This is a genomic window from Marivita lacus, from assembly GCF_014637725.1.
Lineage (GTDB): Bacteria > Pseudomonadota > Alphaproteobacteria > Rhodobacterales > Rhodobacteraceae > Marivita > Marivita lacus.
The window spans coordinates 1-24,895 of the sequence record NZ_BMFC01000012.1; the positions used below are offsets into that span (position 1 = coordinate 1).

Consider the following 24,895-nt stretch of genomic DNA (forward strand, 5'->3'; position numbering starts at 1 on the left):
AATACCATCGCGGCTTTCTGGTGCTCGACATCTTCCCCGTGTTTTCAAAGCTGTCGGATGCGGCACGCTCCGAGTTGAGCAGGCTTGGATCGCGGGCCTTCTGGACCGCCGAACAGGGCCTCGTGCACCTCGTGCAGGAGCGCGTGGGGCCCGACCATTTCGCCTACATTGCCGTCGCCCGGCCCAAGCCCAAAGCTGCCGCCATTTCTCTGTCGGCACTTCTGCTGGCCGAGCAGGAGGCCGCGTGATGACCGCATTTCAATCCCTTTTTGCTGATCATGGAGACCCATTCATGCCGTTCCCCACGAACACTCCCACTGTCGACGATCTGCCGGGCCTCGGCTTGCGGGACATCGCGCAGCTGCCCGTCGAACTGCTGGCCATCCTGCAACGCGACGTCGATGAGCGCATGGCGCGGACCAAGGTCGCGAAGGCTCGCCTCGATGGCGCGCTGACGGTCCGCTACGCCACCCGCGCCGCCGAGGAACGGCAGGCGGCGGGCAAGGACACCGGCACGATCCGGCTCATTGACGGCGATTTCACCGTGGTCGCTGATCTGCCGAAACGGGTCGATTGGGATCAGGATCGCCTCGCCGCCATGGTCGAGCGCATCCGCGTGGCCGGTGACGATCCCGCCCAGTATGTCGACATCGCCTTCAAGGTGCCCGAGCGCAAATACGCCGCCTGGCCCGACGCCATCCGCGCCGGTTTCGAACCCGCGCGCACCGTCCGTCCCGGCACGCTGAAGATCGAGATCGTCCCGCAGGGGGGCGATCAATGAGTCTGATCACCCCCGTGTCGGGTCCGCCAAAGGACCTTCCCAGCCTGATCGACCGCGCGTCGACGATGCTGGCCGGTGCCAAATCCGCCGCGGAAGTTCTCGAGGCGCGTGATATGGCCGGATTTGCTTACGATGTCGCCAAACGCATGGCCCGTCTTCACAGTGCCAAGGCTGCGCATGACGATCTCGTGGCTGCTGCCCACCGTGCACAGGCGGATGCTCTGGAAATCGAGGCCGCTGCAAAGCGCCGGCTCGCCGATGAATATGACGCCGCACAGGCGCGCGGCGAGGTCGCAAGGGGGTCTGTTCGCACAGACATCGTTGGGACCGACAACGATGTTCGTCCTGCCACGGCGGCAGATATCGGTCTTCGCAGGGACCAAATCCATGAAGCCCGCCAGATACGCGGCGCCGAAGCAGCCGATCCCGGCATTGTCCGCCGCACGCTGGATGAAAAGCTGGAGCATGGCGAGGAGCCAACGCGCGCGGCTTTGCGCAAGATGGTGGCGAATGCCGCCATGCGCGGGCTGCGCCCGCAGCGCCGGCCCAGCCGCCGGAACCCGCTCCATGTTCCGCCAACACCTGCGCAAGCGGCCTGGCAGCATGTGACCGGCACGTTCCGCGCATTTGCCGAATGGGCCACGGACGAGAACCTCGCCCATGCACGCAAGGGCATGCGCGAGGCGCAGAATGCCCCGTTTCACGGCCTCGATGCCAAGGCGATCGCCGAAGGGTCGGCAGTTTTCACAAAAATCAAGGAGTGGTTTGATGCTTGATAGCCAATCAGCGGCATTTGCCGAACGCGTCTGGGATCACGCGTCCCGTCTGGGTAACAACGCCCCCAGGATCGCAGATGAGATGATGGAGGCGGCTTTCCCGCTGACCTGCACGCAGGCTCGGCAGGAAGGGGCGCTGCGCATGCTGCGTACGGGCATCATTTCGGAGGTCAAGCGCATCCTGCGCAACCGCGACGACAGGGGGCACCAGGCGGATTTCGCAGAGGTTTGTGCGGCCTTCGCGCCGCTGGTCAAGGACCTGCGCTCGAAATCCTACTTCGTCGAGAGCGCGGCGGAATATGTCTCTGTCCCTGACATGATCACTGAGCCCGAGCTGCTCGATGACGCGCGGCGGTTCATGCGTCGCAAGGGTATCGAATGCGTGGCGGAGGCGGATCGTCTTGATGCGCTTTTTGCGGCCGTGACCGCAGCGCCGGCGATCCAGCCGCTCCCCAATCCCGATTTTAATCTTGGAAAAAGAGTTCACTGATGGCCATCTCTCTTGCATCTCTGCGCACCACCTCGGCACTCCAACCGCCACGCATCCTGATGCATGGCGTGGCCGGTGTCGGCAAATCCACCTTTGCCGCCGATGCGGACCGGCCCGTGTTCGTCATGACCGAGGACGGGCTTGGCAAGCTGCAGGTTCCGCATTTTCCGCTGGCAATCAGTTATGCCGAAGTGGCGGAGGCGCTCGACGCGCTTCTGGATGAGGATCACGACTATGGCACCGTCGTCGTCGACAGCGTCGACTGGCTGGAGCCGCTGATCTGGGCCGAGGCGTGCAAGCGCAACGGCTGGCAGTCGATCGAAACCCCGGGCTTTGGCAAAGGCTATGCCGAGGCGCTGACCGTCTGGCGCGAATATCTCGACAAGCTGAACGCGCTACGCGACCGGAAGGGCATGGTGGTCATCCAGATTGCCCACACCGATATCAAGCGTTTCGACAGCCCCGAGCACGAACCCTACGACCGGTATGTGATCAAGCTGCAGACCCGTGCCTCGGCGCTGCTGCAGGAGCATTCCGATGTGGTGCTCTTCGCGAACTACCAGATCTCGGTCGCCAAATCCGATGTCGGTTTCAACAAGAAGGTGACCCGGGCGCTCGGGTCCGGCGCGCGTGTCATGCACACCGAAGAGCGTCCCGCCTTCCTCGCCAAGAACCGTTACGGCCTGCCGGACACCCTGCCGCTCGAGTGGTCGGAGTTCCTCGCAGCCATGCCCCAATCCGCTTAAGCCTTGAAAGGATAAGACCATGGCACGTTTTGACACGTCCTTTGACGCGACCAGCGTCGAACCCACCACTCCCTACGAGCTGCTGCCCGCTGGCAAATACCGTGCACAGATCGTGGAAAGCGAGATGCGCGTCACGCGCAACGGCATGGGCCAGTTTCTCTGGCTCATGCTCGATATCCTCGATGGTGAACACAAGGGCCGGAAGATCTTTGATCAACTGAACCTGGTGAACCCGAACCCGACCACCGTGGAAATCGCGCAGCGCACGCTGTCGGCCATCTGCCACGCGACGGGCCGGATGCATGTCAGCGACAGCGAGGAGTTGCACCTGATCCCGATGACGATCCAGGTGAAGATCAAGCCGCCGAAGAATGGCTACGGCGAAAGTAACGCCATTGCCTATCTACCGCCCGAACAGGTGGGAGCTCCGGCACGCGCTGCCAAGCCTGCTGCAATCCCCGCAGCACCGCCAATAACGCAGGCTGCTGCCGCCCCGCCCAAGATGGCCACCGCACCCTGGAACAAAAAGAGCTGAGGCACAGCGCTGCCCTGTCCCACTGAGCGACGGGGCAGCGCCCAAACCCATCTAAGGATATTCCCATGACTGACCTGCAAAACACAGCCCCTGTGGCTGTGACCACTCCCGGTTTGCCTGATGACCAGCGCCGCTTGATCGACCTCGACGACGATATAGCGAAGATCCGCACGCAGATCGCAACCGCCGATCTGGCACGCCAGCGTGGCCACAAGCCCATCGATCCCGACTGGTTCCACCGCGCGCGGACCGCCCTGCGCCACCTGTGCCGTGAACGGGCGGAACTGCTTGCAGAAGGCACCGGCCGCCGTCGCCGCGAAAAGCTGAAAGACGCCCTGATCGGCGTGCTGCGTGAACGACATGATCCTGCGACCTGGGACGGCATTCTGACCGAGGCACAGGCCCGCAGCGAACGGGAGGGGTTGTGATGGCTGATCTTCCCGCACCGCCAACGCCGACGCTCGCGGCGATCTATGCGTCCTATGAAGCCCGGCAGGGTGATGGTTTCCGTGACCATCTTGGCGCGTCGATCATCGGCAAATCCTGTGCCCGCGCTCTCTGGTATGATTTCCGCTGGATTACGCCCTCGCGCCATTCCGGTCGCCTGCTGCGCCTCTTTGAGACCGGGCAGTTGGAAGAGGACCGACTGGTCCGCAACCTGCGCGCCACCGGCGCAACCGTGCTTGATGTCGATCCGGACACTGGCCGCCAATTCCGTGTCGAGGCTCATGGCGGGCATTTCGGAGGCTCGCTCGATGGTGTGGCGCTCTGCCTGCTGGAGGCCCCGAAAACCTGGCATGTGCTCGAGTTCAAGACTCATGGGGTAAAGAGCTTCAGCGAGCTGACCGCCAAAGGTGTGGTGCAGGCCAAGCCCCAGCATGCCGCGCAGATGCAGATCTACATGCACCTGACGGGCATCACGCGCGCGCTTTACATGGCGGTGTGCAAGAACACCGACGCGCTGCATATCGAGCGCGTCGAGGCCGACGGCGCGATGGCAGAACGCCTGCTCGAGAAAGCCGGTCGGGTCATCTTCGCCCAGCACCCCCCGGCGCGGATCAGCGAGGACCCGGCATGGTTTGAATGCCGGTTCTGCGATCACCGTGCTGCCTGCCACGAAGGTGGCGGTGCCGCCGTGACTTGTCGGTCCTGCCTGCATTCCACCGCAGTCGATGGCGGGTGGCATTGCGCCCGGCACGATCGAATGCTGGCCCCGATCGAGCAGCGTGCGGCCTGCAGCAAACATCTTTTCATCCCCGATCTCGTGCCGGGTGAGGTCATCGATGCGGGCGAGGACATTGTCTCTTACCGCCTGGCCGATGGCTCCACCTGGACAAACGACGCCCGCACTCCGGAGGCCTCTGCATGCTGACCCTGCGCCCCTATCAACAGGCCGCGATCACCGCGATCTACGGCTATTTCCAGAACAGCAACGGCAATCCGCTGGTGGTCATTCCGACGGCGGGCGGCAAGAGCCTGGTGATGGCCGCCTTCATCGAGGGCGTGCTGAAGGCCTGGCCCGATCAGCGCATCCTGATCGTCACCCATGTCCGCGAACTGATCGCCCAGAACCATGCCGAGATGATCGGCCTTTGGCCTGACGCGCCAGCGGGCATCTATTCGGCGGGTCTGGGCAAGCGCGAGGCGCAGGCGCGCGTCTTGTTCGCAGGTATCCAGTCGATCCATCGCCGGGCCCGCGAAATCGGCCATACCGATCTGGTGCTGATCGACGAGGCGCATCTGATCCCGGGCAACTCCAGCACCATGTATCGCCGCTTTCTCGACGGGCTGGCCCAGATTAACCCGGCGCTGAAGGTGATCGGACTGACCGCCACGCCATTCCGTGTGGATTGCGGCATGCTCCATGAAGGCAAGAACGCACTCTTCACCGACATCGCCTTTGAAGCGCCTGTGCGCGATCTGATCGATCAGGGCTATCTCAGCCCGCTGGTTTCCAAGCAGCCTGCCACGCGGCTGGATGTGTCGAAGGTTGGCACCCGTGCTGGTGATTTCATCGCCCGCGATCTGGCGGCTGCGGTCGATCAGGAGGCTATCACCCGCGCAGCTGTCGACGAGATCATTGAGTACGGGAAAGTTCGCAAGTCCTGGCTGGCTTTCTGTTCGGGGGTCGAACATTCCCGTCATGTTGCAGAGGAATTCCAGCGCCGGGGCATCAGCTGCAGCACGATCTTTGGCGACACGCCCAAGGACGAGCGCGATGCAATCATCGCGGCCTTCAAGCGCGGCGAAATACGCGCGCTGGCCTCAATGGGCGTGCTGACGACCGGCTTCAACGCACCCGGCGTCGATCTCATCGCGCTCTTACGCCCCACCAAATCAGCCGGGCTTTATGTCCAGATGGTGGGTCGCGGCACGCGGCTCAGCGCTGGCAAGGAAAACTGCCTTGTTCTGGATTTTGCGGGCAATGTCCGTCGCCATGGTCCGATCGATCTGGTGCGGCCCAAACGCCCTGGTGAGGGCGGTGGGGGCGAGGCACCCACAAAGGTCTGCCCCATGTGCGAGAGCATCATCGCGCTCTCTGCCACTGAATGCCCGGATTGCGGATACGAATTCCCAGCCCTTGAGGTGAAAATCGCCCCCACCGCTGCCGCATTGCCAATTCTATCGCCAAAAACACCGCAATGGCTGCCGGTGCATGGCATCTCCTATAGCCGCCACGACAAGCTGGGCGGGCTGCCCTCGCTTAAGGTCACCTATAGCTGCGGGCTCACGCCCTATAGCGAATGGGTCTGCATCGAGCATCAGGGCTACGCCCGCCAGAAGGCAACGGACTGGTGGCGCAAGCGCGCGCCGGGTTTGCCCGTTCCGCTCAGCGTCAATGAGGCGATTGCGCAAACAGGCCGTCTTGCATGCCCCAGCGACATCTCGGTCCGCCCCTCGGGTCGCTATTTTGAAATCTCCGGATACAGGTTCGATCCATGCGCCAAACCCACCCCGGCCTCTGCGCCGTCTGCCACCGGCAACCTCTCGGCTTTGGCTGGTTCGACGCAGGTTTCCGCATCTCGGACCAGCGGCGGGATGCAAGTCGGCAGCACCTCTGCTCCCGCGCCTGCCAGGACATCTGCCACAGGAGGAAGGGCATGATCGATCCCACCCCGAATGAGAGCGAGGCCATGACCGTCGGCGGTTGCCAGGGCGGCGAATACCTCGAAAGCATCGACAAATCCGATCTCGCCACCCTGACCGAGACCGAGTGGGACCGCTTCATAGACGCGGTTGTCACCGGATATTGCGACCACCGGCGCGCGCTTGCGTCCAAGGACCTTGCCCGGCTCGACGCCATGACCCCCGAGGTGCCCTTCTGATGGCTGACACATCCTGGATGGCGCGCTTTGGCGCGCGGCTCGTCACCAACGGTTATGCCATTCTGCCGATCGGCCCGGGCACGAAAAAGCCCGGGCAGTTCAAGCGGGGTGCATGGACCGATTACCCGGAATGGAACCGCCACACTGAGCGCGCCACCACGGATGTGGAGGTCTCGACATGGTCCAGCTGGCCCGATTGCGGGATCGGTATTGTTGGCGGCGCGGTGGCGGCGGTCGATATCGATATCGTCGAGGATGCCGAACTGGCCCTGCATATCGAGCGTCTGGCGCGCGCCCGACTTGGCGATACGCCCGCCTTGCGCATCGGCAGGGCCCCGAAACGGATGCTGGTCTATCGCGCTGCGCAGCCGTTTCGCGGGATCAAGCGTCATCCGCTAGAAATACTGTGCCTCGGGCAGCAGTTCCTGGCCTATGCCACCCACCCCGATACCGGTGCGCCCTATGTCTGGCCAGATGAGGCGCTGGCCGACATCGACATCAGCGATCTGCCGGAGATCACGGCCGAAGCGGCTTCAGCCTTCCTCGACGAGGCCTACCCGCTGCTGCCCGAGGCCCTGCGACAGCGCGGGCTGGCCGTCATTTCGCCATCGGCGGAGGCCTCACGCAGCCACAGTCAGATCGGCACCTTGCCCGCGATAGAGGCGGCCCTCGCGTGGCTGCCCAATGCCGAGCTCGACTATGACAGCTGGATGCGCATCGGCATGGCGCTAAAGGGCGCACTCGGGGACGCTGGCGCCGATCTCTTTGCCGAGTGGTCCGCGCAGGCTGCCAAGGACATGCCCGCGACCACGGCCAAAGCCTGGGCCAGCTTCAAGCCCGACCGGATCGGCGCGGGCACGATCTACCATCTCGCCATGGAGCGCGGCTGGCAGCCGGACCCTGCGCTACGCCTCGATGGCAGCGTGATGGAGGCAACCGAGCACCCTGCGGCGGGGCTCCTGTCGCGGCTGGACGTCGCGACCGTAGAACCTGCGCTGCCCACACCGGCGCCAGCCTATTCGCTGATCATCCCAGACGGTCTGGTGGGAAATCTGACCGATTTCATGCTGACCACCGCCCGGCGTCCGCAGCCATTGCTGTCGCTCGGGGCAAGCCTCTGCGCCATCGGCGCGCTGATGGGCCGACAGTACCGGACGGAGAGCAACTTGCGCTCGAACCTCTACGTCGTGGGCATTGCCGACAGCGGGTCGGGCAAGAACCACGCCCGCGAGATCATCAACGAGACCTTCTTCGAGGCCGGTCTGGCCCACCATCTCGGGGGCAACAAGATCGCCTCCGGTGCAGGGCTTCTGACCGCGCTGCATCGCCAGCCCGCGATCCTGTTCCAGATCGACGAGTTCGGCATGTTCCTCGCGGCTGCCGCCGACCGCAAGCGCAGCCCCCGCCACATCACCGAGATCCTCGACAACATGACCGAGCTCTTCACGGCCGCAGGCGGCATCTTCCTTGGTGCGGAATACGCCAACCGCGACGGCTCGAACGAGCGGCGCGACATCGTCCAACCCTGCCTCTGCGTCTACGGCACCACGACCCCGCTGCACTTCTGGGGCGCATTGCAGGGGGCAAACGTGGTCGACGGCTCGCTTGCCCGCTTCCTGATCCTGCCCAGCGACGAGGATTACCCGGACGAGAACATCACCGTGGGAATCCGGCAGGCGCCACCCGCGCTGATCCAAGGACTGCAACTGATCGCCGCCGGCGGTGGGGTCAGGAAAGGCAACCTGACCGGCAAGACCGCCGATCAGAACACCGCCGTGAACCCGATGATCGTGCCGATGAACGACGACGCCCGTGCCCGGTTTCGCCAACTCAGCATCGAGCTGACCGAAGAATTGCGGGCCGCGGCTGGCACGGCCTATACGTCAATCCTGGCCCGCATCGGCGAAAATGCCCTGAAGCTCGCGCTCATCGTGGCTGTAGGGCGTGATCCGACCCGACCTGAGATCGAGATCACGGTGGCGGAGTGGGCCATTACCTTCGTGCGGCACTATGCACAGCGCACGATGGAGGCGGTCGAGCGGCATGTCGCGGACACCGAGACCGAGGCCCACCTGAAACGGCTCAAGGAGATCATCCGGGCTGCTGGGGCCAAGGGCATCACCAAATCCGAGATCACCCGAGTCTCGCAGTGGCTGAAATCGCGCGACCGGGACGAAATCCTGCTCACCTTGATCGAGAGCGGGGACATCACGACCGGCATGCGCGGGTCATCGACCAAGCAGGCCATGGTCTACAGGATGGCGCGGTGGGGTGGCTGACCGGAGAACCTTCAAACCCGCTGAACCTCATCTTGAAGCATCGCATAGGGTCAAACTCATGCGATAAAAGGAAAAAACGAGATCCTTCAAATCTTTCAATCTTTCAAGAGGACCCCTTATCCCTGTACGCGTGCGCGCGCGCCTTAAATATTAGGAGAGAGGTATCTATTGAAGTATTGAATAATTAAAAGATTATATATTACTTATATAAGACAAACACTTAGGGGCGGTAATCTTTCAAGAGACCCCTCTGAAGGTTTTGAAAGATCTGCCGGGCGACCCGCTCGCCCGCGCCTGACATGACCAGACCACCCTTCGGGGCCTGGCGAGACCGCAGCCTTCACCGGCCAGCCCTCCCGCCACGCTCGCTAAAGCGTAGAGGAGGTCGGCATGGCCGAACCCACACACAACCCGCGCACCATCCTTGCGCTCGATCTTGGAACAACCACCGGCTGGGCCCTGCGCGGCTATGACAGTCTGATCACCAGCGGCACGGTGAGCTTCCGACCGGGCCGCTTCGACGGTGGCGGGATGCGCTATCTGCGCTTCACTGGCTGGCTGACCGAGATCGACCGGCTGTCGGGGCCCGTCGCCGCGATCTGGTTCGAGGAGGTCCGCCGCCACGCGGGCACCGACGCGAGCCACATCTACGGCGGGCTCATGGCCACGCTGACCGCATGGGCCGAGCTGCGCGGCGTGCCCTACGAGGGCGTCCCGGTCGGCACGATCAAGCGTCACGCCTCGGGTAAGGGCAACGCCGACAAGGCCGCCATGGTCGCCGCCGTCCGTGCCCGCGGCTTCAGCCCGGCCGATGACAACGAGGCCGACGCCATTGCCATCCTGCTTTGGGCGATCGAGACGAACGGGGGTGTCGCATGAGATGGCATCCACACGGCTACGGCGGTCGGCGCCGGGATCCCGAACAGGTCAAGCGTGAGGGCTGGCGAGAACAGGGCGTCCTCGCGGTCTCCGCCGATGACGACCGCCTCACCTGGCCGGAGCGTGAACTGGTCCGCCAGCTCGGCGAGAAGCTCTACGGCCCGCGCCCTTCCGACAGGGAGGCGCGTCATGGCTGATCGCGAATGGACCGCCGACTGCGTCGCCGATCATTTCGAGGAGGCGTTCCGCACCCTGCGCAAGCTGCCGCCGGTGAAGGCGCAGGGCTACTTCAACACCTGGCCCGACATCGTGCGGACCAGCCGCGAGATCGCGGCGATGGAACCGCAGCCGATGCGGGTATGGCCCTCGGCCGCTGCGATCACCCGGCTTGAGCAGACCTTCGACTGGGTGCTCTGGATCGAGGAGGCGGAGCGCAAGCTCGTGTGGTCGCGCGCGGCCCGTGTGCCGTGGAAGCAGATCAGCGGGGAACTCGGCTGCGACCGCACGACGGCATGGCGTCGCTGGCAGCTGGCGCTGACCAAGATTGCCTCAAGGCTGAATGCTTAGCGACTCCAATGTGTTGCAACACTTTTGTGTTCGACACATGCAACATATCCGTGCTATCCGTTAGGCATGATGGGGAGAGTGCGTCGGAAGACGGCTCGCCCCGTCCTTTTTAGTGGATACCGGCATGGATTCCTGGCTTCAGCCGGGCATCCAGTCGGCTAATCCACTGATTTCTGGTTCCTTCCTGGCGATATTCGTATGCTGGCGGGCGAAGCGCGCAATGTCGCCAGCGTCAGGGCCCGTTTTTTGGGAAGCCACCCCAGCGGGTATCCACCCGCGACCTGCTGAAAACCACAACAAAACAAACTCTTGGAGCCGAATACGTCCTGTGGCCGCTGGATTCTTTGCGGAGTCCAGGCTGGCTGCCGGTGTCCGGAATCCAAGGTCCCACCGCATAGAAGCGAACCGATCATCATGACCCTGAGCTTTGCCCCGGACGCGATCCAGACCTTGCCGCTATCCAAGCTCCAGCCTTACGCGAAAAACGCGAAAACGCATGGCGCGGACCAGATCGCCAAGATCGCCGCCAGCATGGCCGAGTTCGGCTGGACCGTGCCCTGCCTCGTTGGCGAGGATGGCGAACTGATCGCAGGCCACGGGCGCGTGCTGGCCGCCACGCAGCTCGGGCTGACCGAAGCGCCGGTGATCGTGCTTGGCCATCTGACCGAGGCGCAGCGCCGCGCCTACCGGATCGCCGACAATAAATTGACCGAACTCGGAACATGGAATGAGGCGCTGCTGTCGGCGGAACTGAACGATTTACTGGCCGAGGATTTCGACTTGTCGCTGGTCGGATTTTCCGATGGTGAACTGGACAAGCTACTGGCCTTCGTGCCGGACGGGGACGGCGACGAAGATGGTGCTAGCGGCTCCGTGCCACCGGTGACCATCCCCGAACCGCCTCGCAATCCGGCGTCGCGGACGGGCGACCTCTGGATCCTTGGCGACCACCGTCTGCTCTGCGGCGACAGCACTAGCGCGGCCGATGTGCGCCGCCTGATGAATGGCGAGCGGGCGATCCTGTTCGCGACCGACCCGCCGTATCTCGTCGACTACGACGGCTCGAACCATCCGACCCGCAACAAGGACTGGTCCGCGTCCTATGGCACGACCTGGGACGACAGCAGCCAAGGGTCGGAACTCTACGACGGCTTCATCGCAGCGGCCGTGGCCGAAGCCATCACCGAGGACGCTGCCTGGTACTGCTGGCACGCCTCGCGCCGTCAGGCGATGCTGGAAGCTTGCTGGGAGAAAGCCGGCGCCTTCGTCCATCAGCAGATCATCTGGGTGAAGGACCGCGGGGTTCTGACCCGGTCGCACTACCTCTGGAAGCACGAGCCCTGCTTCATGGGCTGGCGCCGCCCCAATCGGCCGCCGAAGGTGGCCGAGGAAACGCTGCCATCGACATGGGCGCTGCCGAGTTTCGCCAAGGATGACCGGCCCGACCACCCGACGCCGAAACCGCTCGACGCCTTCGGCATCCCGATGCGCCAGCATGTGGCGCGGGGCGGGCTTTGCTACGAGCCGTTCTCCGGCTCCGGCTCACAGATCATGGCGGGCGAAGCCAATGGCCGCCGCGTCTTCGCGATGGAGATCAGCCCGGCCTACATCGACGTCGCCGTGGAGCGCTGGCAGGTCGAAACCGGTCGCGAGGCGATCCTCGATGGTGACGGTCGGACCTTCGCAGAGTCCAAAGTCGAGCGGCTGGGCCAGCCCGCGAAGGACGAGGAAGCGGCCGCATGAAACAGTCCCGCCTCATGTCGCTGGTCGAGGCCGTCGCCAACGTGGCTGTCGGCTACGGAGTCGCGGTCGTCACGCAGATCCTGATCTTCCCGATCTTCGGGCTGCACGCGACGCTGGCGCAGAACCTGAAGCTGGGCCTGATTTTTACCCTAGTCTCGCTTGGTCGCAGCTATGCCTTGCGACGGGTGTTCGAAGCGATACGGGTGTGGACAAATTGACCAGAAAAGTGACGCGAGGATCCTGTTTCGCTGTATGCTGAGCGCTGTTCGGACCTGCCGTCCTCCATGTGACCGCGAGAGGTCCGACGCTGCAGATGAGGTGAACCAATGGATCATAAACGGGCAAATGGCATGGCCTTCCCTGGGCGCGCTGCTGCACAGGTGCTCTTGATCGGGCTGTTTCTTGGAGTGGCCGCGCCAGCGGTGGCAACGCAGGAATACATCCTGCCCACGTTGTTCGATGTTACAGGAGTTGCTGCAAACGACGTGCTGAACATCCGGGCGGCGCCCAATGCCGGTGCTGAAATCATCGGGACGCTCGAACCGAACGCTCGCGATATCGAAGTCGTGGGACATGATGCGACCGGACAATGGGCCCGGATCAACACGGGTGAACGCACGGGTTGGGCTGCTCTGCGCTTCCTTTCCTATCAGGTCGATGTCTGGACCCCCGGAACCTTGCCGCAGAGCTTGCAGTGCGTTGGGAATGAGCCGTTCTGGTTGTTCCGGCCTCAGGGAGACGACGTGGTGTTCTCGACGCCGGACAGGCATGGAGCCGTAATGCGGATCGAAAAGGTGGTTTCGAGTGGCATTTTTCGGGATCCGCGTAGATCGCTATCGGTACAGAGCGAATCCCGCCGCATGACGGCGGTGATCGTGCCCATGGCTTGTTCGGATGGGATGTCCGACCGCAGTTACGGCCTCGACGTTACTCTGATCCTTGTGGAGGGCGACGAGGCGCAGATGCTGACAGGCTGCTGTTCCATCGCTACGCGTTGAACGCCGTTTGCGGTTGCGCACGCGACTGCCGCCGCTCGGACGGGGCGGACATGGGTCGACGAGCTGTTTGGAAAAGGAGTTTGAAAAGCACTTCGGGCTGGCACCGCCGGGTTTCTTGCAATACGTCGCACGGGCCTGACGTCTTGAGCGAAAACACTGCCAGCGGAACATGAACATGAGAAACCCGAAAGAGAACGATTTCCAGGGTCGCCGCAGTGCTGCTGCCGATGCCAAAGCGGCCCTGCTTCAATCCCACCGTGCTGCCAAGGAAGCTGCCGAACCGACCCGCATTGCACGGGATGAGGAACGTCTGGCGACGGCTGCGGCCAGGGAGGCACGGCAGACGGAGCGAGCACGGATAAAGCTCGAAGAGCAGGAGCGTGTTCAGAGTGATGCTTTGGCTGCAGAAGTTGCAGCCAAAGCCGAGGCGGAAGCGCGTGAGACGATCAAGAAAGACCGGAGCTCCCGCGTCGCCAATGATGAAGCCGCCCAAAAAGCCGAACGCGACCGGCGCTACGCCAACCGAAAAGCGAAACGGCGGTAGCGCTCAGGCTACGATACGGTAGCATCGTCCTCTGCCATCGACCTTCTCCGATGTCACCTCGAGCGAGAGCTTCTTCTTGAGCGCGCCGGCGAAGGCTCCCCTGATAGTGTGTGGTTGCCACTGAGTAGCGGCGGCGATCTCTTCAATCGTGGCGCCGTCGGGTCGCCGGAGCATCTCGATCAGTTTCGCCTGCTTGGTGCCCTCGCGCGACGTGCGCGTCTTGGGAACGTCCCCGGTTTCGGTGGGGCTGTCCGGCGCGGGCTCCTTGATCGGCGCGTCCGCAGGCGCGGGGTTCGCGTCCTCGGGCTCGATCCCGATGGCGGCGAGGCCTGCGTCGGTGGCGACCAGCGTGACGCCGTGGCCGTCGCCGGTCTCGCGCCAGACGGGCTCGCCCTTGCGCATGTCCGCGTCGACCTCTTCGAGGAAGCCCTTGGCGAGCATCGCGCCGACCACCTTGGCGGCGACCCCGCCGCGCAGGCTCTCGGGCAGCGGCAGGGCGATGTTCTCGGGCCGCTGGGTGGCGGCGCTCAGGATCAGGGCTTGGGTGTCGGAAAGCTTGGTCATCGTCGTCTCCTGTATCGGGGCGCGCGGGATGCGGGCCCTTCTACGAGGTCAAGCCCGCCAGTCGACGGGCGGGACCGGGAGCGGGTCGTCTCACTCGGCGTGTTCGCCTTCGTTGAAGGCCATGTCGGTGATCTCGCGCAGCTTGGCGCGGTAGTGGTTCAGGGTGCCGACGTGGCCCCAGTTGATCTCGTCGGGGTGGGTCTCGAAATGGTCCGCGCTGAGCGCGGCGAGCCGCTCCAGCATCGCGTCGATCTCGGTCTTCGCAGCGATAAAGGCGTCGAGGGCTTTCGTGTTGTCGGTCGCGCGGCGGGTCATTGGGGTGGCTCCTTGGTGAGTTGCATCGTCCTTGTGCAATCAGAATCGCTCTGCCGGGCTGGAAAGTGTAGGCAATTCAGAGGCATATGATTGCTTTCTGATCGCTGCGATCAGATCAGCCCAATCTCGGTCAACGCCGTACTGGCGGTGACGAGCTGCGCGGTTGGCAGTTCGATTTTGAGATGCGAAATCACGTCCGAAACCTCGGCCGCGATCCCGTCCTCCCGCAGGGCGGCCTCGATCACCTCGGCGACGGCGTCGGGGCGGCTGCGGTCGAAATGGTCCGGGAGGGCTGCGTGATCAATGCGGATTGTGGTGGTGCTCATGGTGAGGTCCTTTCAGGATTGGCTGGCGGCGCGCCGCCCGGCTTCAAATGCCTCTTCGAGCGCGTCACGGATCGCCCAGACGGCGACATCATGAAAGTCGAGGCGATCCGAGTTCCGGGTTTCGAGCGTCTCCAGAGAAAAGCGGCGCTGCGCGATCTCGAGGATCAGGGCATTGCGGGCAGCGGCGAGGTCGGTCTTGCGGCAGGTCATCATGGTGGCTCCGTGGTGAGTTGCATCGTCCTTCTGAACTGACGTTCGCTCCGCTGGCGACGCTTATCAACTCGATAAGCACATGAATCTGAATGATAATCGGAGCTGTCGATGCAGGGTATGAGCGAGCGCCAGTACGCCGCCCATGTCGGGCTGTCGCGCGGCGCGATCCAGAAGGCGAAGACGGCCGAGCGGCTTGTCCTCTATCCAGACGGCAGCATCAACGCGGCGGCCAGCGACGCGCGCCGGGCAGAAACGACGGACCCGTCGAAGACGAGGAAGCCGCCCGCGCCGAAGCTGAAACCCGTCCCCGAGGCGGCGGTGGCCGCCGTCGGTGACACGCTGCGCGAACAGGGGCTGGCGGTCCCGGCCGTCGGCGGCGGCACGACGTTCCTGCAGGCGAAGACCGCGAACGAGGTGCTGAAGGCGCAGGAACGGCGCATCCGGCTCCAGAAGCTGAAGGGGGAGTTGATCGAGCGGGCCCGCGCGCTGGCGCTGGTGTTCCGGCTGGCGCGGGAGGAACGGGACGCATGGGTGAACTGGCCCGCGCGTGCGGCGGCGCTGATGGCGGCCGAGCTGGGAGTCGAGCCAGCCACGATGCAGAAGGTCCTTGAGAAACATGTCCGTGCCCACCTCATTGAGCTCGCCGAGGTCCGGCCCGACTTCCGATGAGAGCGGCGATGGCCTGACGGACTTCGACGGCGCGGGCGAGATCCTGCGCGCCTGGGGCAACGGGCTGCGGCCCGACCCGGACCTGACCGTCTCGGAATGGGCGGACCGGCACCGGATGCTCTCGGGCCGCGCCTCGGCCGAACCGGGGCGGTATCGCACGGTGCGCACGCCCTACATGCGCGAGATCATGGACCGGCTGTCGCCCGGCGATCCCACGCAGCGGATCGTGTTCATGAAGGCCGCACAGGTCGGCGCGACGGAAGCCGGGAACAACTGGATCGGGTTCGCCATCCACCAGGCACCGGGCCCGATGCTGGCGGTCCAGCCGACGGTGGACCTGGCCAAGCGCAACTCGCGGCAGCGGATCGACCCGCTGATCGACGAGAGCCCGGAGCTGCGGGAGCGGGTCAAACCGGCTCGGTCGCGCGACGCGGGCAACACGATGCTGTCCAAGGAATTCGCGGGCGGCATCCTGATCATGACGGGTGCCAACTCGGCAGTCGGGCTGCGCTCGACCCCGGCACGGTACATCTTCCTCGACGAGGTCGACGCCTATCCGGCCTCGGCTGACGAGGAAGGCGATCCGGTCACGCTGGCGGAAGCGCGGTCTCTGACGTTCGCGCACCGGCGCAAGGTGTTTCTCGTCTCGACGCCTACCATCCGAGGGCTAAGCCGCATTGAGCGGGAATACGAGGCGAGCGACCAGCGCCGGTTCTTCGTGCCGTGCCCGCATTGCGGCGCGATGCAGTGGCTGAAGTTCGACCGGCTGCGCTGGCAGAAGGGCCGCCCCGAGGCGGCGGAGTATCACTGCGAGGGCTGCGACGCGGCAATCGCGGAGCATCACAAGACAGCGATGCTGGAGGGGGGCGAATGGCGCGCGACGGCCGTCGCCGCCGATCCGACCACGGTCGGGTATCACCTCTCGGCGCTCTACTCGCCGATCGGCTGGCTGAGCTGGGAGCGGATCGTGCGGGCATGGGACGCGGCACAGGGGTCGGACGAGGCGATCAAGGCGTTCCGCAACACCACCCTCGGCGAGACATGGGTCGAAACTGGCGAAGCGCCGGACTGGCAGCGGCTGGCCGACCAGCGCGAGACCTGGGATGGAGGGACTGTTCCAGAGCGCGGCTTGTTCCTGACAGCCGGCGCCGACGTGCAGAAGGACCGGATCGAGGTCGATGTCTGGGCGTGGGGCAGGGGACTTGAGTCCTGGCTGATCGGTCACCTGGTCATCGAGGGTGGACCCGGCGATCCGGCGTGCTGGCAGCAGCTGAGCAATTTTCTCGGCCAGACATGGGCGCATGTTTCTGGTCAGAAGATGACGATCGCCAAGCTGGCGATCGACACCGGCTACGAGACGAGCGCCGTCTATGCCTGGTCGCGTCAGGTCGGCTTCGCGCAGGTGGCGCCGGTCAAGGGCGTCGAGGGGTTCAACCGCTCGAGCCCGGTGACTGGCCCGACCTATGTGGACGCGACCATCGCCGGCAAACGGCTCCGGCGCGGGGCCCGGCTCTGGACGGTCGCCACGTCGACTTTCAAGACCGAGACCTATCGCTATTTGCGCCAGGCCAGGCCGACGCGGGAAGACATCGAGGCTGGTCAGCCTTGTCCGCCCGGAACGATCCATCTGCCAAGCTGGGCGGACGGAGAGTGGTTGAAGCAATTCACGGCCGAACAACTGGTCACGGTCGCGACCCGCCGCGGCTTTGCCCGGCTCGAATGGCAGAAGCTGCGCGAGCGGAACGAGGCGCTGGATTGCCGGGTCTATGCGCGCGCAGCTGCGTGGATTGCCGGGGCAGACCGGTGGTCGGACGCCAAGTGGCAGGAGCTGGAGCGGCAGTTGGTGGTGGACACAGGGACGTCCGCACAGGACGCGGCGTTGATTGCGCCGTCCATGCCGTCAGCGCGGCGGCGGACAGTTCGTTCGAGTTATATGGGGTAATTTGACCTGCATCTTTGCCCGGTATCGCTTCGGACGAAGCCGATCCGACGGGTCTGCCAACTCACATTGAGGCGATGCTCAACGGAAGATCAGCTGCGCAATTACCAGAACCAAAACAGCCCCGACCAGCGCCAGAATTACGATCAGCATCAAACCGCCCGCGGCAAGCGCGCCCGCTGCGGCCAGCGCCACCAAAAAAGGCAGCAGCAGCGCGCCGACAACGCCGATTGCGACGTTCCGGGGCTTGTTGCGCCCTCCCTGAAGCATGGACGCGATCAACCCGGCTATTACGCCAGCCGCAAGCAAGATGAGAAACCCGACCGTTCCCAGCGCCTGAAAGAATTGTTCCATTCTGTTTCCCGCCTCTGCAAACGATCATCTCCATACCCCAACAAGATGAGCAACCTGACCGTTCCCCAGCGCCTGAAAGAACTGTTTCATACTGCTCCCAGTCCACCCAGACAATCATCAACCAAACCCCGATACGTCCCGCCGCAAGGGTGGTGGATAGCCTGAGAAAATGACGAACCGGGTTGAGCGGACCAGCATGACTGACATCACCGACCTGCGCACCCGCCGCGACGCCCTGTCTGCACAACGTTCCTCTGGCGTGGCGCGTGTCAGCTACGACGGAAAGACGGTGGACTATCGCAGCGTGGCCGAAATCGACCGGGCCATCGAGGCACTGGATCGCGAGATCGCAGCCGTGGAGGGACGGCGCATTGTCCGCCATGTGCGCATCTCCACATCCAAGGGGCTGTAGTTCATGGGGCTGTTCGACCGGTTTCGCCGCCCCGAAAGGGGCGGTCCTGCCGCCGTGCGTGCGCGCCTGGAAGGGGCGATGTCGAAGCGCCGACTACGGGCCTGGAACCCACCGCTGGAAAACATCAACTCGCTGGTGGCCTCGGGCGGGCCAAAGCTGCTGGCCCGTGCGCGGGAACTGGTGGTGACCAATGGCTATGCGGCCAATGCCTGCGAGGCCTTCGCGTCCAACATGGTCGGCGATGGCATCAAGCCGTCCTCGTTGATCGAGGATGCAAGCTTGCGCGACCGGGTCCAGCGGCTCTGGCTCGCCTGGACGGACGAGGCGGATGCCGACGGGCTGACCGACTTCTACGGCCTGCAGGCCATGGTGGCGCGGGAGATGTTTGTCGCGGGCGAGTGTTTCGTGCGAATGCGTCCGCGCCGGGCCGAAGATGGTCTGCTGGTCCCGTTGCAAATGCAGCTTCTCCAGTCCGAAATGCTGCCCTTCGAGAAGACCGAGACGGCGGCAAACGGCAATCGCATCCGCTGCGGGATCGAGTTCGACGTGATCGGGCGGCGCGTGGCGTATCATTTCCGCCGCAGTCATCCGGGAGACAGCACCGATCAGCGGGTGGCGGTGCCAGAGACGGTGCGCGTGCCCGCCGAGGACGTGCTGCACATCTACCGCCCCATCGATGCGGGGCAAATTCGCGGCCTGCCGCATGTGGCCCCAGCCATGGTGCGGCTGTTCCTGCTCGATCAGTACGACGATGCCGAGTTGGACCGGAAGAAGACCGCGGCGATGTTCGCGGGCTTCATCATCAAGACCGCACCGGAAGACCCGATGATGGGGGAGAGCGAGGCCGATCTTGATGGCACAGCCATCGCCAGCCTCGAGCCCGGCACCATGCAGGTGCTGCTGCCGGGTGAGGATGTGAAGTTCTCCAGCCCCGCCGATGTCGGCGGCGGCTATGAGGCATTCCAGTATCGCACATTGCTGGCGGTCTCGGCTTCGCTGGGGCTGCCGTATCATCTGGTCACAGGCGATGTGCGGCAGGCGAACTATTCCAGCCTTCGGGCAGAGCTGGTGGAATTCCGCAGACGCGTGCAGCAACTCCAGCATGGCGTGATCGCGCATCAGCTCTGCCGCCCCGTCTGGGCACGCTGGCTGGAGACGGCGCAACTGGCAGGCCGTCTGGACCTTCCTGATCCGGTTGCTGCGCGGATGGTGCAGTGGATTCCGCCACGCTGGGACTGGGTCGACCCATTGAAGGACATCCAGGCGCAGGTGCTGGCGATGGAGGCAGGCATCACCTCGCGCCGCAAGGTGGTCGAGGCCACCGGCTACGATGTCGAGGAGGTCGATCGCGAAAACGCGGCCGATGCCGTGCGGACCAAGCAGCTGGGGCTCAGGTACAGAACCAGCCCCGGAGAAACGCAGGGTGCCCGCGCGACGCCCGCAACACGGCCGGGTCCCGGCGACGGGGCAGAGGGCGACAAGGACGACGACGCGGCCATGAGCGACCGCGCCACCAATCGGGAGTAAGACCATGAACAGCTGGTACACGATCCGCGCCCGGGCAACGGGCGCGGAAGTGCTGATCTATGACGAAATCGGTGCTTATGGCGTCTCGGCCAAGGGCTTTCTGGCCGAACTGGGCGCGCTGCCGGATGATGCGCCCATCGATTTGCGGCTCAACAGTCCTGGTGGCTCGGTTTTTGACGCCGTCGCCATTTACAATGCGCTGAGCCGTCATGCGGGCACTGTCACGGTCTGGATCGACGGCATCGCCGCGTCGGCGGCAAGCTATATCGCCATGGCGGGTGACGAGATCGTCATGCCGGAGAATGCTTTCCTGATGATCCATGATCCCTCCGGGCTGGTCATGGGCACGGCGGCAGACATGCGCGACATGGCAGGAACGCTGGACAAGATCGCGGCCAGCATGATGCGCGGCTATGCGGCCAAGTCCGGCAGACCGGAGGAGGAAATCGCGTCACTGCTGGCGGCCGAGACATGGTTCGACGCCAAGGACGCTCTTGAGGCGGGGCTTGCCACACGTATTGCAGAGCCGGTGCGGATTGCGGCCGGTTTTGATATCGCGCGGTTCCGCAATGCCCCGCCTGAACTGGTCGAAGCAGTCGAGGCCATCGAGCCGGAACCTGCAACTACAGCCGAGGACATCGTTGGAGACGACTACGATGTTGCAGGGTGTGACATTCCTCCGACCGCACCTGATCCCGCGACCAATGTTCCCGCCGGGAACGTTGCTCCGATGGATACAACCGACGATCCATCGCGTTCAAATGGTCAGAGCGAGGGTGTTGCAGATGGGAACACCCACCCAACCGTCGCACTCCGAGAGAGCAGTGTTGCTGTCGCAAACACTGCGCCGGACGCCGGGGCCATTCGCTCCGAGGCCATCGCCCATGCGCGTGCGGTGATCGACCTTTGCCGCCTCGCAGGTCAGCCGCAGATGGCAGGGCGGTTTTTGGAAGAGGACGCCGGTCTGGATGCGGTCCGCGCACAGCTACTGGCCGCCAAGGCCGAGGCTGATCCCCAGATCAACCCGCATCATCCACAACCCGGGCGCAGTTCCACCACACGCCCTTGGGGCGACGTCATCGCCCGAACTTTCAAGCTGAAAGGATAAACCAGAATGACCACGCTATCCGAGCTCAAACACGCGGGCGGCTTCCTCGTCTGGGAAGTTCTGCGCGACTACACCCGCGAAACCGTCACGCTCGCGTCTGGTGCCGGCAAGCTCGCGCCCGGCACCGTGCTGGGAAAGATCACCACGGGCGGCAAATACACGATCCTTGCGCCGGCTGCCTCCAACGGCAGCCAGACTGCCGCCGGCATCCTCTGGGCCGAGGTTGATGCGGCAAGTGCCGATGCACCGGGCGTCGTTCTCCTGCGCGGGCCGGCCATCGTGAATCGTCACGAGATCAGCTTCCCCGAGGATGCCACCGAGGGGCAGATCACCACCGCCACCACGGCTCTGGCAGCCCTCGGCATCATTCTGCGCTGAGCCAGAAACTGAAAGGACATTCCCATGGCCACCATGGACATCTTCGAAGGCGACGCCTTCTCCATCATCGAGCTGACCCGCGCGCTCGAAAACATCCCCTTCAAACCGGCAATCCTTTCGGGCGCGGCGCTCTTTGGCAGTCGCGGCGTGCGAGCGCGCACCGTGATGATCGAAAGCCGGGATGGCACGCTGTCGCTGATCCCGTTCTCCGAACGCGGCTCTGCCTTCGAGTCCCAGATCCCCGAGCGCCGCGAGATGCGCGCGTTCGTGTGCCGCCAATTCAAGAAGCAGGACGTGCTCTGGGCCTCGGAAATCCAGGCGATCCGCGACTTCGGCTCGGAGACCGCCGTGCAGCAGGTCCAGACAGAGGTGGCCCGCAAGATGGGTCGTTTGCGCAACGACGCCGAGGCCACTTTCGAGTTCCACCTCTTCAACGGCATTCAGGGCGTGGTGAAGGACCCCAGGGACGGCGCCACGGTGATCAACTATTACACCGAGTTCAACATCACCCCGGCTGCAGAGGTCGACTTCGATCTGGACAATGCCACCCCGGCCTCGGGCGCATTGCGCAAGCGCTGCCAGGCGATGATCGAAAGCGTCGAGGACACGCTGGGTGGGCTGGCCGCCGGGCAGGTGCAGCTGCGCGCCGAATGTGGCTCGGCCTTCTTTGCCGATCTGGTCGCCCACAAGGAGGTGCGCGAGACCTATCTCAACACCGCTGCTGCCGCCGATCTGCGGGGCAGGGTGGGTGAAGAGGTCAGTTTTGGCGGCATCACCTTCCGCCGCTATCGGGGCGGGCTGGGCTTCGGCGTGCCGACCGACAAGGCGTATTTCTATCCCGAGGGCGTCGAGGGTCTGTTCGAGATTTACTACGCTCCCGCCGACACCTTCGAGACGGTCAACACCGTCGGCCTGCCGCTTTATGCGCGCATGATCCCCGATCGGGATCGCGACGAATGGGTGCGCCTCGAGATCGAGAGCAACCCGCTGCCGATCTGCACCCGGCCGCAGGTGCTGCGCTCTGCACGGCGCACCTGATGAATGCCGTCGCCATGGCGCTGGACGCGCTGTTCGCCGATGGCAATATCGGGGTCGATGCCGTCTACATGCCAGAAGGTGAGACGCCCGTTCTTGTCCGTGTGGTCACGCGCCGCGCGGACGATATTACGAGTTTCGGCGATGCACGGCTTTGGTCGGAAACCACGCGGCTCGACCTGCGCGTGGCCGAAGTGGCGAACCCGCGCTCCGGCGACCGGATTGAGATCGATGACGAGGCCTTCATCATTCAGGGCGAGCCCGTCCGTGACCGTGAGCGGCTGGTCTGGACCGTCGATCTGAGGCCCGCGTGATGGCCATGAAACTGAAGCTCGACATTGATCCCGACATCGATCCCGACATCGTCGCGATGATGGCGGCGGAGGTGGCGGCCGGGGAGCGCGCCGTCACCGCCGCCATGCGCGAGGCCGGGTCCGGGCTGAAGAGCGCATGGCGGTTGCAGATCACTGGCGCGGGGCTCGGCACACGGCTGGCCAACTCGATCCGGAGCCAGAACTTCCCGAGGTCGGGCGAAAGCCTGGAAGCCGCGGCGCTGGTCTGGTCGAAGGCGCCGGTCATCGTGGGCGCGCACGACACCGGCCCGCTGATCCGCTCGAAGGATGGGTTCTGGCTGGCGATTCCCCTGCCAGCCGCAGGCAAGTCCCTGCGGGGGCGCAGGATCACGCCCGGTGAATGGGAACGCCGTCGCGGGCTGCGCCTGCGGTTCGTCTATCGCCGGACGGGCCCGAGCCTGCTGGTAGCGGAGGGACGGCTGAACACGAAGGGCCAAGCGGTGGTGTCGCGGTCGAAGACCGGGCGCGGCAAGGTCACCGCGCCGATCTTCCTGCTGGTGCCGCAGGTGAAGCTGCCGAAGCGGCTCGACCTGGCGCGGGATGCCAACCGTGCGTTGGACAGCGTGCCGGGACTGATCGTGGCGAACTGGGTGGATGGGAGGATCGTTTGAACGGCAGCAACCCGCGCTTTTGCTTTCGTCCGACGAATGTCGGCTTCAGGTACCTCTTCGCCTCATTTTTCACTGGTAGACCTACGAGGTCGCTACTGGCCCAAGCGGTGGCTTTCGCGTATCAAGAAATGACAAAACTAACGAAAATGGAACACCATGACAGTCGACGACTTCATCGCATTGATCAAGAAGAGTGGACAGCATGATTGTCTATACCATTTCACTGACGAGAGCAATTTTGAGCAGATCGACAAACTAGGATTGGTTTCTAAAGAGCGAATGCGCAAAGAGGGTTGGTGGCCCAACACAACTGGTGGCAATGAATGGAGCCACGACCAAGACAGAGCCCGTGGTATTGATCCATTTGTCAGCCTATGCCTTACTTCAAATCATCCAATGAAGTATCTGGCACAAAAGGATGGGCGCCTACCCAATCCAAGGTATCTGGTGATTTCTCCAGACATACTGATAATTCCGGACGTGCACATTGCGTTTGGCGTGGCCAATGCGAATGAAACCTCGATCTTGCCGCTTTCAGACGCGTTGGCTCACCTTGACGTAGAGGTAATTTACACGAGGACAAACTGGTCTGACCCTGACGTTCAGGCTCGCTTGCGTGCCGCAGAGAAAATGGAATTACTCGTACCGAACGGCGTTCCTAGAAATCTAATATTGGGGTATCGATAGTGGCCAGCCGCCCTGTATTTCTGCCTGCTTTCAGCGGACCGCAATTGGTGCAAGAGCGTTCGTTCGATTTCCCTTGGGCTCCAGGCTTCGCTGAAGTCCAGAAAAAGAAAAATGTTGCAGCCCTACATAGCGCCGCAAGAAGGAACGGTATCGAAAAAGTTTTAGAAATTTCATCGAAATCCGAAGAGGAGCTCGGGAAAAGGTTGAGCGCTTTTAGCCTAAACGTGCTATTGAATACCGGCAAGTTCCCGCTTGAGAGCGTCTACCAAGGTTCGAAAACCTTTGAGCGGCGCGGGCCATTTCCGGAAATATTTCGGATGGCGCCGCGCGAAGCTAAGCGCTTTATTCGAGAAGTAGATGCTGGGAATCTTGTTCGGTTTGAACTGGAGGGAGATTACTTTCCACTATCGCCCAAGAATGCTTTTTATGACTGGCTGTACATCCGATCGCTGGTAGAGCACGCTGACTGGATCGAGAAGAACGTTCATTATGATGGTTTCACAGACATCGAGTTTAATCCTGCCAAGCAGGTAAACTGTCAGGCACGGGCTTTTGCCGAATTTCTAAGCTTGCTGAGCCGATCTAAGCTGAAAGAGGCTGCGGGTGATTTCTATGTGTTCGCAGACATGCTGAACGTAGTGTGATGCACTCGCAATTTCCCACGACTGGGACCAACGTTCCACCAGGGCTCTTGTTTCGGCTCCTTTCGGACCTCCTTCGCACCTGCAACTTGATAAACA

The 24,895-nt window shown here is 63.6% G+C and carries 34 protein-coding genes; 29 read left to right on the forward strand and 5 right to left on the reverse strand.

The window, feature by feature from the left end; translation table 11 throughout:
• From IEV82_RS17960 to IEV82_RS18045, 18 genes are all read left to right on the forward strand, one after another.
• A partial coding sequence (locus IEV82_RS17960) for a hypothetical protein (RefSeq protein ID WP_188483460.1) occupies window positions 1–248 on the forward strand: 248 nt, incomplete at its 5' end.
• A gap of 44 nt (window positions 249–292) precedes the next feature.
• A complete protein-coding gene (locus IEV82_RS17965) occupies window positions 293–781 on the forward strand; it encodes a hypothetical protein (RefSeq protein WP_188483461.1) in 489 nt (162 codons plus the stop codon).
• Entirely contained in the window at window positions 778–1,557 is a 780-nt protein-coding gene (locus tag IEV82_RS17970; protein ID WP_188483462.1) for a hypothetical protein, read from the forward strand. Before IEV82_RS17965 ends, IEV82_RS17970 begins: the two co-directional genes overlap by 4 nt.
• A complete protein-coding gene (locus IEV82_RS17975) occupies window positions 1,550–2,047 on the forward strand; it encodes a hypothetical protein (protein ID WP_188483463.1) in 498 nt (165 codons plus the stop codon). The genes IEV82_RS17970 and IEV82_RS17975 overlap by 8 nt, the downstream gene beginning before the upstream one ends.
• Window positions 2,047–2,793, forward strand: a complete 747-nt coding sequence (locus IEV82_RS17980) for an ATP-binding protein (protein ID WP_188483464.1) — start codon at window positions 2,047–2,049, stop codon at window positions 2,791–2,793. The genes IEV82_RS17975 and IEV82_RS17980 overlap by 1 nt, the downstream gene beginning before the upstream one ends.
• Window positions 2,794–2,812: 19 nt before the next feature.
• A complete protein-coding gene (locus tag IEV82_RS17985) occupies window positions 2,813–3,328 on the forward strand; it encodes a DUF669 domain-containing protein (RefSeq protein ID WP_188483465.1) in 516 nt (171 codons plus the stop codon).
• Window positions 3,329–3,393: 65 nt separating this feature from the next.
• Window positions 3,394–3,756, forward strand: coding sequence for a hypothetical protein (locus IEV82_RS17990; protein ID WP_188483466.1), 363 nt, complete (start codon window positions 3,394–3,396; stop codon window positions 3,754–3,756).
• A complete protein-coding gene (locus IEV82_RS17995) occupies window positions 3,756–4,700 on the forward strand; it encodes a PDDEXK family nuclease (protein WP_188483467.1) in 945 nt (314 codons plus the stop codon). The genes IEV82_RS17990 and IEV82_RS17995 overlap by 1 nt, the downstream gene beginning before the upstream one ends.
• Window positions 4,694–6,433: a DEAD/DEAH box helicase gene (locus IEV82_RS18000; RefSeq protein ID WP_188483468.1), complete on the forward strand. Its 1,740-nt coding sequence runs from the start codon at window positions 4,694–4,696 to the stop codon at window positions 6,431–6,433. The genes IEV82_RS17995 and IEV82_RS18000 overlap by 7 nt, the downstream gene beginning before the upstream one ends.
• Window positions 6,430–6,654, forward strand: a complete 225-nt coding sequence (locus tag IEV82_RS18005) for a DUF6511 domain-containing protein (RefSeq protein WP_188483469.1) — start codon at window positions 6,430–6,432, stop codon at window positions 6,652–6,654. Before IEV82_RS18000 ends, IEV82_RS18005 begins: the two co-directional genes overlap by 4 nt.
• Entirely contained in the window at window positions 6,654–8,933 is a 2,280-nt protein-coding gene (locus IEV82_RS18010) for a PriCT-2 domain-containing protein (RefSeq protein WP_188483470.1), read from the forward strand. Before IEV82_RS18005 ends, IEV82_RS18010 begins: the two co-directional genes overlap by 1 nt.
• 390 nt (window positions 8,934–9,323) lie before the next feature.
• Window positions 9,324–9,812: a hypothetical protein gene (locus IEV82_RS18015; RefSeq protein ID WP_188483471.1), complete on the forward strand. Its 489-nt coding sequence runs from the start codon at window positions 9,324–9,326 to the stop codon at window positions 9,810–9,812.
• Window positions 9,809–10,009, forward strand: coding sequence for a hypothetical protein (locus IEV82_RS18020; protein WP_071796301.1), 201 nt, complete (start codon window positions 9,809–9,811; stop codon window positions 10,007–10,009). The genes IEV82_RS18015 and IEV82_RS18020 overlap by 4 nt, the downstream gene beginning before the upstream one ends.
• Window positions 10,002–10,379 carry a DUF6362 family protein gene (locus IEV82_RS18025; protein WP_188483472.1) on the forward strand — a complete coding sequence of 126 codons (378 nt, stop codon included), beginning with the start codon at window positions 10,002–10,004 and terminating at the stop codon, window positions 10,377–10,379. Before IEV82_RS18020 ends, IEV82_RS18025 begins: the two co-directional genes overlap by 8 nt.
• 414 nt (window positions 10,380–10,793) lie before the next feature.
• A complete protein-coding gene (locus tag IEV82_RS18030) occupies window positions 10,794–12,122 on the forward strand; it encodes a site-specific DNA-methyltransferase (protein ID WP_188483473.1) in 1,329 nt (442 codons plus the stop codon).
• Window positions 12,119–12,340 (forward strand): DUF7220 family protein, encoded by a 222-nt coding sequence (locus IEV82_RS18035; protein WP_188483474.1) that lies wholly within the window; start codon window positions 12,119–12,121, stop codon window positions 12,338–12,340. Before IEV82_RS18030 ends, IEV82_RS18035 begins: the two co-directional genes overlap by 4 nt.
• A 108-nt stretch (window positions 12,341–12,448) precedes the next feature.
• The gene (locus IEV82_RS18040) at window positions 12,449–13,120 is read left to right on the forward strand and encodes a COG3650 family protein (RefSeq protein ID WP_229747906.1); all 672 of its coding nucleotides are present in this window, start codon (window positions 12,449–12,451) and stop codon (window positions 13,118–13,120) included.
• 175 nt (window positions 13,121–13,295) lie between these two features.
• Entirely contained in the window at window positions 13,296–13,664 is a 369-nt protein-coding gene (locus IEV82_RS18045) for a DUF6481 family protein (RefSeq protein ID WP_188483475.1), read from the forward strand.
• Between the two features lie 3 nt (window positions 13,665–13,667).
• Here the strand turns inward: IEV82_RS18045 and IEV82_RS18050 are convergent, their stop codons facing one another.
• The 4 genes from IEV82_RS18050 to IEV82_RS18065 form a co-directional block, all read right to left on the reverse strand.
• Window positions 13,668–14,228, reverse strand: a complete 561-nt coding sequence (locus IEV82_RS18050) for a DUF3489 domain-containing protein (protein ID WP_188483476.1) — start codon at window positions 14,226–14,228, stop codon at window positions 13,668–13,670.
• A gap of 90 nt (window positions 14,229–14,318) precedes the next feature.
• A complete protein-coding gene (locus IEV82_RS18055; protein WP_036179779.1) occupies window positions 14,319–14,543 on the reverse strand; it encodes a hypothetical protein in 225 nt (74 codons plus the stop codon).
• A gap of 110 nt (window positions 14,544–14,653) precedes the next feature.
• Complete coding sequence (locus IEV82_RS18060) at window positions 14,654–14,869, reverse strand: hypothetical protein (RefSeq protein WP_188483477.1); 216 nt, start codon at window positions 14,867–14,869, stop codon at window positions 14,654–14,656.
• A 12-nt stretch (window positions 14,870–14,881) separates the two neighbouring features.
• Window positions 14,882–15,082, reverse strand: coding sequence for a DUF6900 domain-containing protein (locus IEV82_RS18065; RefSeq protein ID WP_229747907.1), 201 nt, complete (start codon window positions 15,080–15,082; stop codon window positions 14,882–14,884).
• 108 nt (window positions 15,083–15,190) lie between these two features.
• Here IEV82_RS18065 and IEV82_RS18070 point away from each other — a divergent pair, with 108 nt between their 5' ends.
• Window positions 15,191–15,751, forward strand: a complete 561-nt coding sequence (locus IEV82_RS18070) for a hypothetical protein (RefSeq protein ID WP_188483478.1) — start codon at window positions 15,191–15,193, stop codon at window positions 15,749–15,751.
• Window positions 15,699–17,693 (forward strand): phage terminase large subunit family protein, encoded by a 1,995-nt coding sequence (locus IEV82_RS18075; RefSeq protein ID WP_188483479.1) that lies wholly within the window; start codon window positions 15,699–15,701, stop codon window positions 17,691–17,693. The genes IEV82_RS18070 and IEV82_RS18075 overlap by 53 nt, the downstream gene beginning before the upstream one ends.
• 78 nt (window positions 17,694–17,771) lie before the next feature.
• On the opposite strand, the gene IEV82_RS18080 is transcribed toward IEV82_RS18075, so the two are convergent.
• Entirely contained in the window at window positions 17,772–18,044 is a 273-nt protein-coding gene (locus IEV82_RS18080) for a GlsB/YeaQ/YmgE family stress response membrane protein (RefSeq protein WP_188483480.1), read from the reverse strand.
• Between the two features lie 196 nt (window positions 18,045–18,240).
• On the opposite strand from IEV82_RS18080, the gene IEV82_RS18085 reads away from it, so the two are divergent.
• The 9 genes from IEV82_RS18085 (at window position 18,241) to IEV82_RS18125 (ending at window position 24,799) form a co-directional block, all read left to right on the forward strand.
• Window positions 18,241–18,456 (forward strand): phage head-tail joining protein, encoded by a 216-nt coding sequence (locus IEV82_RS18085; protein WP_188483481.1) that lies wholly within the window; start codon window positions 18,241–18,243, stop codon window positions 18,454–18,456.
• A 78-nt stretch (window positions 18,457–18,534) separates the two neighbouring features.
• The gene (locus IEV82_RS18090) at window positions 18,535–19,983 is read left to right on the forward strand and encodes a phage portal protein (RefSeq protein WP_229747908.1); all 1,449 of its coding nucleotides are present in this window, start codon (window positions 18,535–18,537) and stop codon (window positions 19,981–19,983) included.
• Between the two features lie 4 nt (window positions 19,984–19,987).
• A complete protein-coding gene (locus IEV82_RS18095; protein ID WP_188483483.1) occupies window positions 19,988–21,091 on the forward strand; it encodes a head maturation protease, ClpP-related in 1,104 nt (367 codons plus the stop codon).
• Between the two features lie 6 nt (window positions 21,092–21,097).
• The gene (locus tag IEV82_RS18100) at window positions 21,098–21,469 is read left to right on the forward strand and encodes a head decoration protein (RefSeq protein ID WP_188483484.1); all 372 of its coding nucleotides are present in this window, start codon (window positions 21,098–21,100) and stop codon (window positions 21,467–21,469) included.
• A gap of 24 nt (window positions 21,470–21,493) precedes the next feature.
• Window positions 21,494–22,507: a major capsid protein gene (locus IEV82_RS18105; RefSeq protein ID WP_188483485.1), complete on the forward strand. Its 1,014-nt coding sequence runs from the start codon at window positions 21,494–21,496 to the stop codon at window positions 22,505–22,507.
• Window positions 22,507–22,818 carry a head-tail joining protein gene (locus tag IEV82_RS18110; RefSeq protein ID WP_188483486.1) on the forward strand — a complete coding sequence of 104 codons (312 nt, stop codon included), beginning with the start codon at window positions 22,507–22,509 and terminating at the stop codon, window positions 22,816–22,818. Before IEV82_RS18105 ends, IEV82_RS18110 begins: the two co-directional genes overlap by 1 nt.
• A gap of 5 nt (window positions 22,819–22,823) precedes the next feature.
• Window positions 22,824–23,468: a DUF6441 family protein gene (locus tag IEV82_RS18115; protein ID WP_188483487.1), complete on the forward strand. Its 645-nt coding sequence runs from the start codon at window positions 22,824–22,826 to the stop codon at window positions 23,466–23,468.
• Between the two features lie 156 nt (window positions 23,469–23,624).
• Window positions 23,625–24,155 carry a DarT ssDNA thymidine ADP-ribosyltransferase family protein gene (locus IEV82_RS18120; RefSeq protein ID WP_188483488.1) on the forward strand — a complete coding sequence of 177 codons (531 nt, stop codon included), beginning with the start codon at window positions 23,625–23,627 and terminating at the stop codon, window positions 24,153–24,155.
• The gene (locus IEV82_RS18125; protein WP_188483489.1) at window positions 24,155–24,799 is read left to right on the forward strand and encodes a DarT1-associated NADAR antitoxin family protein; all 645 of its coding nucleotides are present in this window, start codon (window positions 24,155–24,157) and stop codon (window positions 24,797–24,799) included. The genes IEV82_RS18120 and IEV82_RS18125 overlap by 1 nt, the downstream gene beginning before the upstream one ends.
• The last annotated feature ends 96 nt before the right edge of the window (window positions 24,800–24,895 follow it).

What these genes read in the sequence shown, in the direction of transcription:
- IEV82_RS17965 (WP_188483461.1), top strand. Translation starts at nt 293, where the DNA reads ATGCCGTTCCCCACGAACACTCCCACTGTCGACGATCTGCCGGGCCTC.
- IEV82_RS17970 (WP_188483462.1), top strand. Translation starts at nt 778, where the DNA reads ATGAGTCTGATCACCCCCGTGTCGGGTCCGCCAAAGGACCTTCCCAGC.
- IEV82_RS17975 (WP_188483463.1), top strand. Translation starts at nt 1,550, where the DNA reads ATGCTTGATAGCCAATCAGCGGCATTTGCCGAACGCGTCTGGGATCAC.
- IEV82_RS17980 (WP_188483464.1), top strand. Translation starts at nt 2,047, where the DNA reads ATGGCCATCTCTCTTGCATCTCTGCGCACCACCTCGGCACTCCAACCG.
- IEV82_RS17985 (WP_188483465.1), top strand. Translation starts at nt 2,813, where the DNA reads ATGGCACGTTTTGACACGTCCTTTGACGCGACCAGCGTCGAACCCACC.
- IEV82_RS17990 (WP_188483466.1), top strand. Translation starts at nt 3,394, where the DNA reads ATGACTGACCTGCAAAACACAGCCCCTGTGGCTGTGACCACTCCCGGT.
- IEV82_RS17995 (WP_188483467.1), top strand. Translation starts at nt 3,756, where the DNA reads ATGGCTGATCTTCCCGCACCGCCAACGCCGACGCTCGCGGCGATCTAT.
- IEV82_RS18000 (WP_188483468.1), top strand. Translation starts at nt 4,694, where the DNA reads ATGCTGACCCTGCGCCCCTATCAACAGGCCGCGATCACCGCGATCTAC.
- IEV82_RS18005 (WP_188483469.1), top strand. Translation starts at nt 6,430, where the DNA reads ATGATCGATCCCACCCCGAATGAGAGCGAGGCCATGACCGTCGGCGGT.
- IEV82_RS18010 (WP_188483470.1), top strand. Translation starts at nt 6,654, where the DNA reads ATGGCTGACACATCCTGGATGGCGCGCTTTGGCGCGCGGCTCGTCACC.
- IEV82_RS18015 (WP_188483471.1), top strand. Translation starts at nt 9,324, where the DNA reads ATGGCCGAACCCACACACAACCCGCGCACCATCCTTGCGCTCGATCTT.
- IEV82_RS18020 (WP_071796301.1), top strand. Translation starts at nt 9,809, where the DNA reads ATGAGATGGCATCCACACGGCTACGGCGGTCGGCGCCGGGATCCCGAA.
- IEV82_RS18025 (WP_188483472.1), top strand. Translation starts at nt 10,002, where the DNA reads ATGGCTGATCGCGAATGGACCGCCGACTGCGTCGCCGATCATTTCGAG.
- IEV82_RS18030 (WP_188483473.1), top strand. Translation starts at nt 10,794, where the DNA reads ATGACCCTGAGCTTTGCCCCGGACGCGATCCAGACCTTGCCGCTATCC.
- IEV82_RS18035 (WP_188483474.1), top strand. Translation starts at nt 12,119, where the DNA reads ATGAAACAGTCCCGCCTCATGTCGCTGGTCGAGGCCGTCGCCAACGTG.
- IEV82_RS18040 (WP_229747906.1), top strand. Translation starts at nt 12,449, where the DNA reads ATGGATCATAAACGGGCAAATGGCATGGCCTTCCCTGGGCGCGCTGCT.
- IEV82_RS18045 (WP_188483475.1), top strand. Translation starts at nt 13,296, where the DNA reads ATGAGAAACCCGAAAGAGAACGATTTCCAGGGTCGCCGCAGTGCTGCT.
- IEV82_RS18050 (WP_188483476.1), bottom strand. Translation starts at nt 14,228, where the DNA reads ATGACCAAGCTTTCCGACACCCAAGCCCTGATCCTGAGCGCCGCCACC.
- IEV82_RS18055 (WP_036179779.1), bottom strand. Translation starts at nt 14,543, where the DNA reads ATGACCCGCCGCGCGACCGACAACACGAAAGCCCTCGACGCCTTTATC.
- IEV82_RS18060 (WP_188483477.1), bottom strand. Translation starts at nt 14,869, where the DNA reads ATGAGCACCACCACAATCCGCATTGATCACGCAGCCCTCCCGGACCAT.
- IEV82_RS18065 (WP_229747907.1), bottom strand. Translation starts at nt 15,082, where the DNA reads ATGATGACCTGCCGCAAGACCGACCTCGCCGCTGCCCGCAATGCCCTG.
- IEV82_RS18070 (WP_188483478.1), top strand. Translation starts at nt 15,191, where the DNA reads ATGCAGGGTATGAGCGAGCGCCAGTACGCCGCCCATGTCGGGCTGTCG.
- IEV82_RS18075 (WP_188483479.1), top strand. Translation starts at nt 15,699, where the DNA reads ATGTCCGTGCCCACCTCATTGAGCTCGCCGAGGTCCGGCCCGACTTCC.
- IEV82_RS18080 (WP_188483480.1), bottom strand. Translation starts at nt 18,044, where the DNA reads ATGGAACAATTCTTTCAGGCGCTGGGAACGGTCGGGTTTCTCATCTTG.
- IEV82_RS18085 (WP_188483481.1), top strand. Translation starts at nt 18,241, where the DNA reads ATGACTGACATCACCGACCTGCGCACCCGCCGCGACGCCCTGTCTGCA.
- IEV82_RS18090 (WP_229747908.1), top strand. Translation starts at nt 18,535, where the DNA reads ATGTCGAAGCGCCGACTACGGGCCTGGAACCCACCGCTGGAAAACATC.
- IEV82_RS18095 (WP_188483483.1), top strand. Translation starts at nt 19,988, where the DNA reads ATGAACAGCTGGTACACGATCCGCGCCCGGGCAACGGGCGCGGAAGTG.
- IEV82_RS18100 (WP_188483484.1), top strand. Translation starts at nt 21,098, where the DNA reads ATGACCACGCTATCCGAGCTCAAACACGCGGGCGGCTTCCTCGTCTGG.
- IEV82_RS18105 (WP_188483485.1), top strand. Translation starts at nt 21,494, where the DNA reads ATGGCCACCATGGACATCTTCGAAGGCGACGCCTTCTCCATCATCGAG.
- IEV82_RS18110 (WP_188483486.1), top strand. Translation starts at nt 22,507, where the DNA reads ATGAATGCCGTCGCCATGGCGCTGGACGCGCTGTTCGCCGATGGCAAT.
- IEV82_RS18115 (WP_188483487.1), top strand. Translation starts at nt 22,824, where the DNA reads ATGAAACTGAAGCTCGACATTGATCCCGACATCGATCCCGACATCGTC.
- IEV82_RS18120 (WP_188483488.1), top strand. Translation starts at nt 23,625, where the DNA reads ATGACAGTCGACGACTTCATCGCATTGATCAAGAAGAGTGGACAGCAT.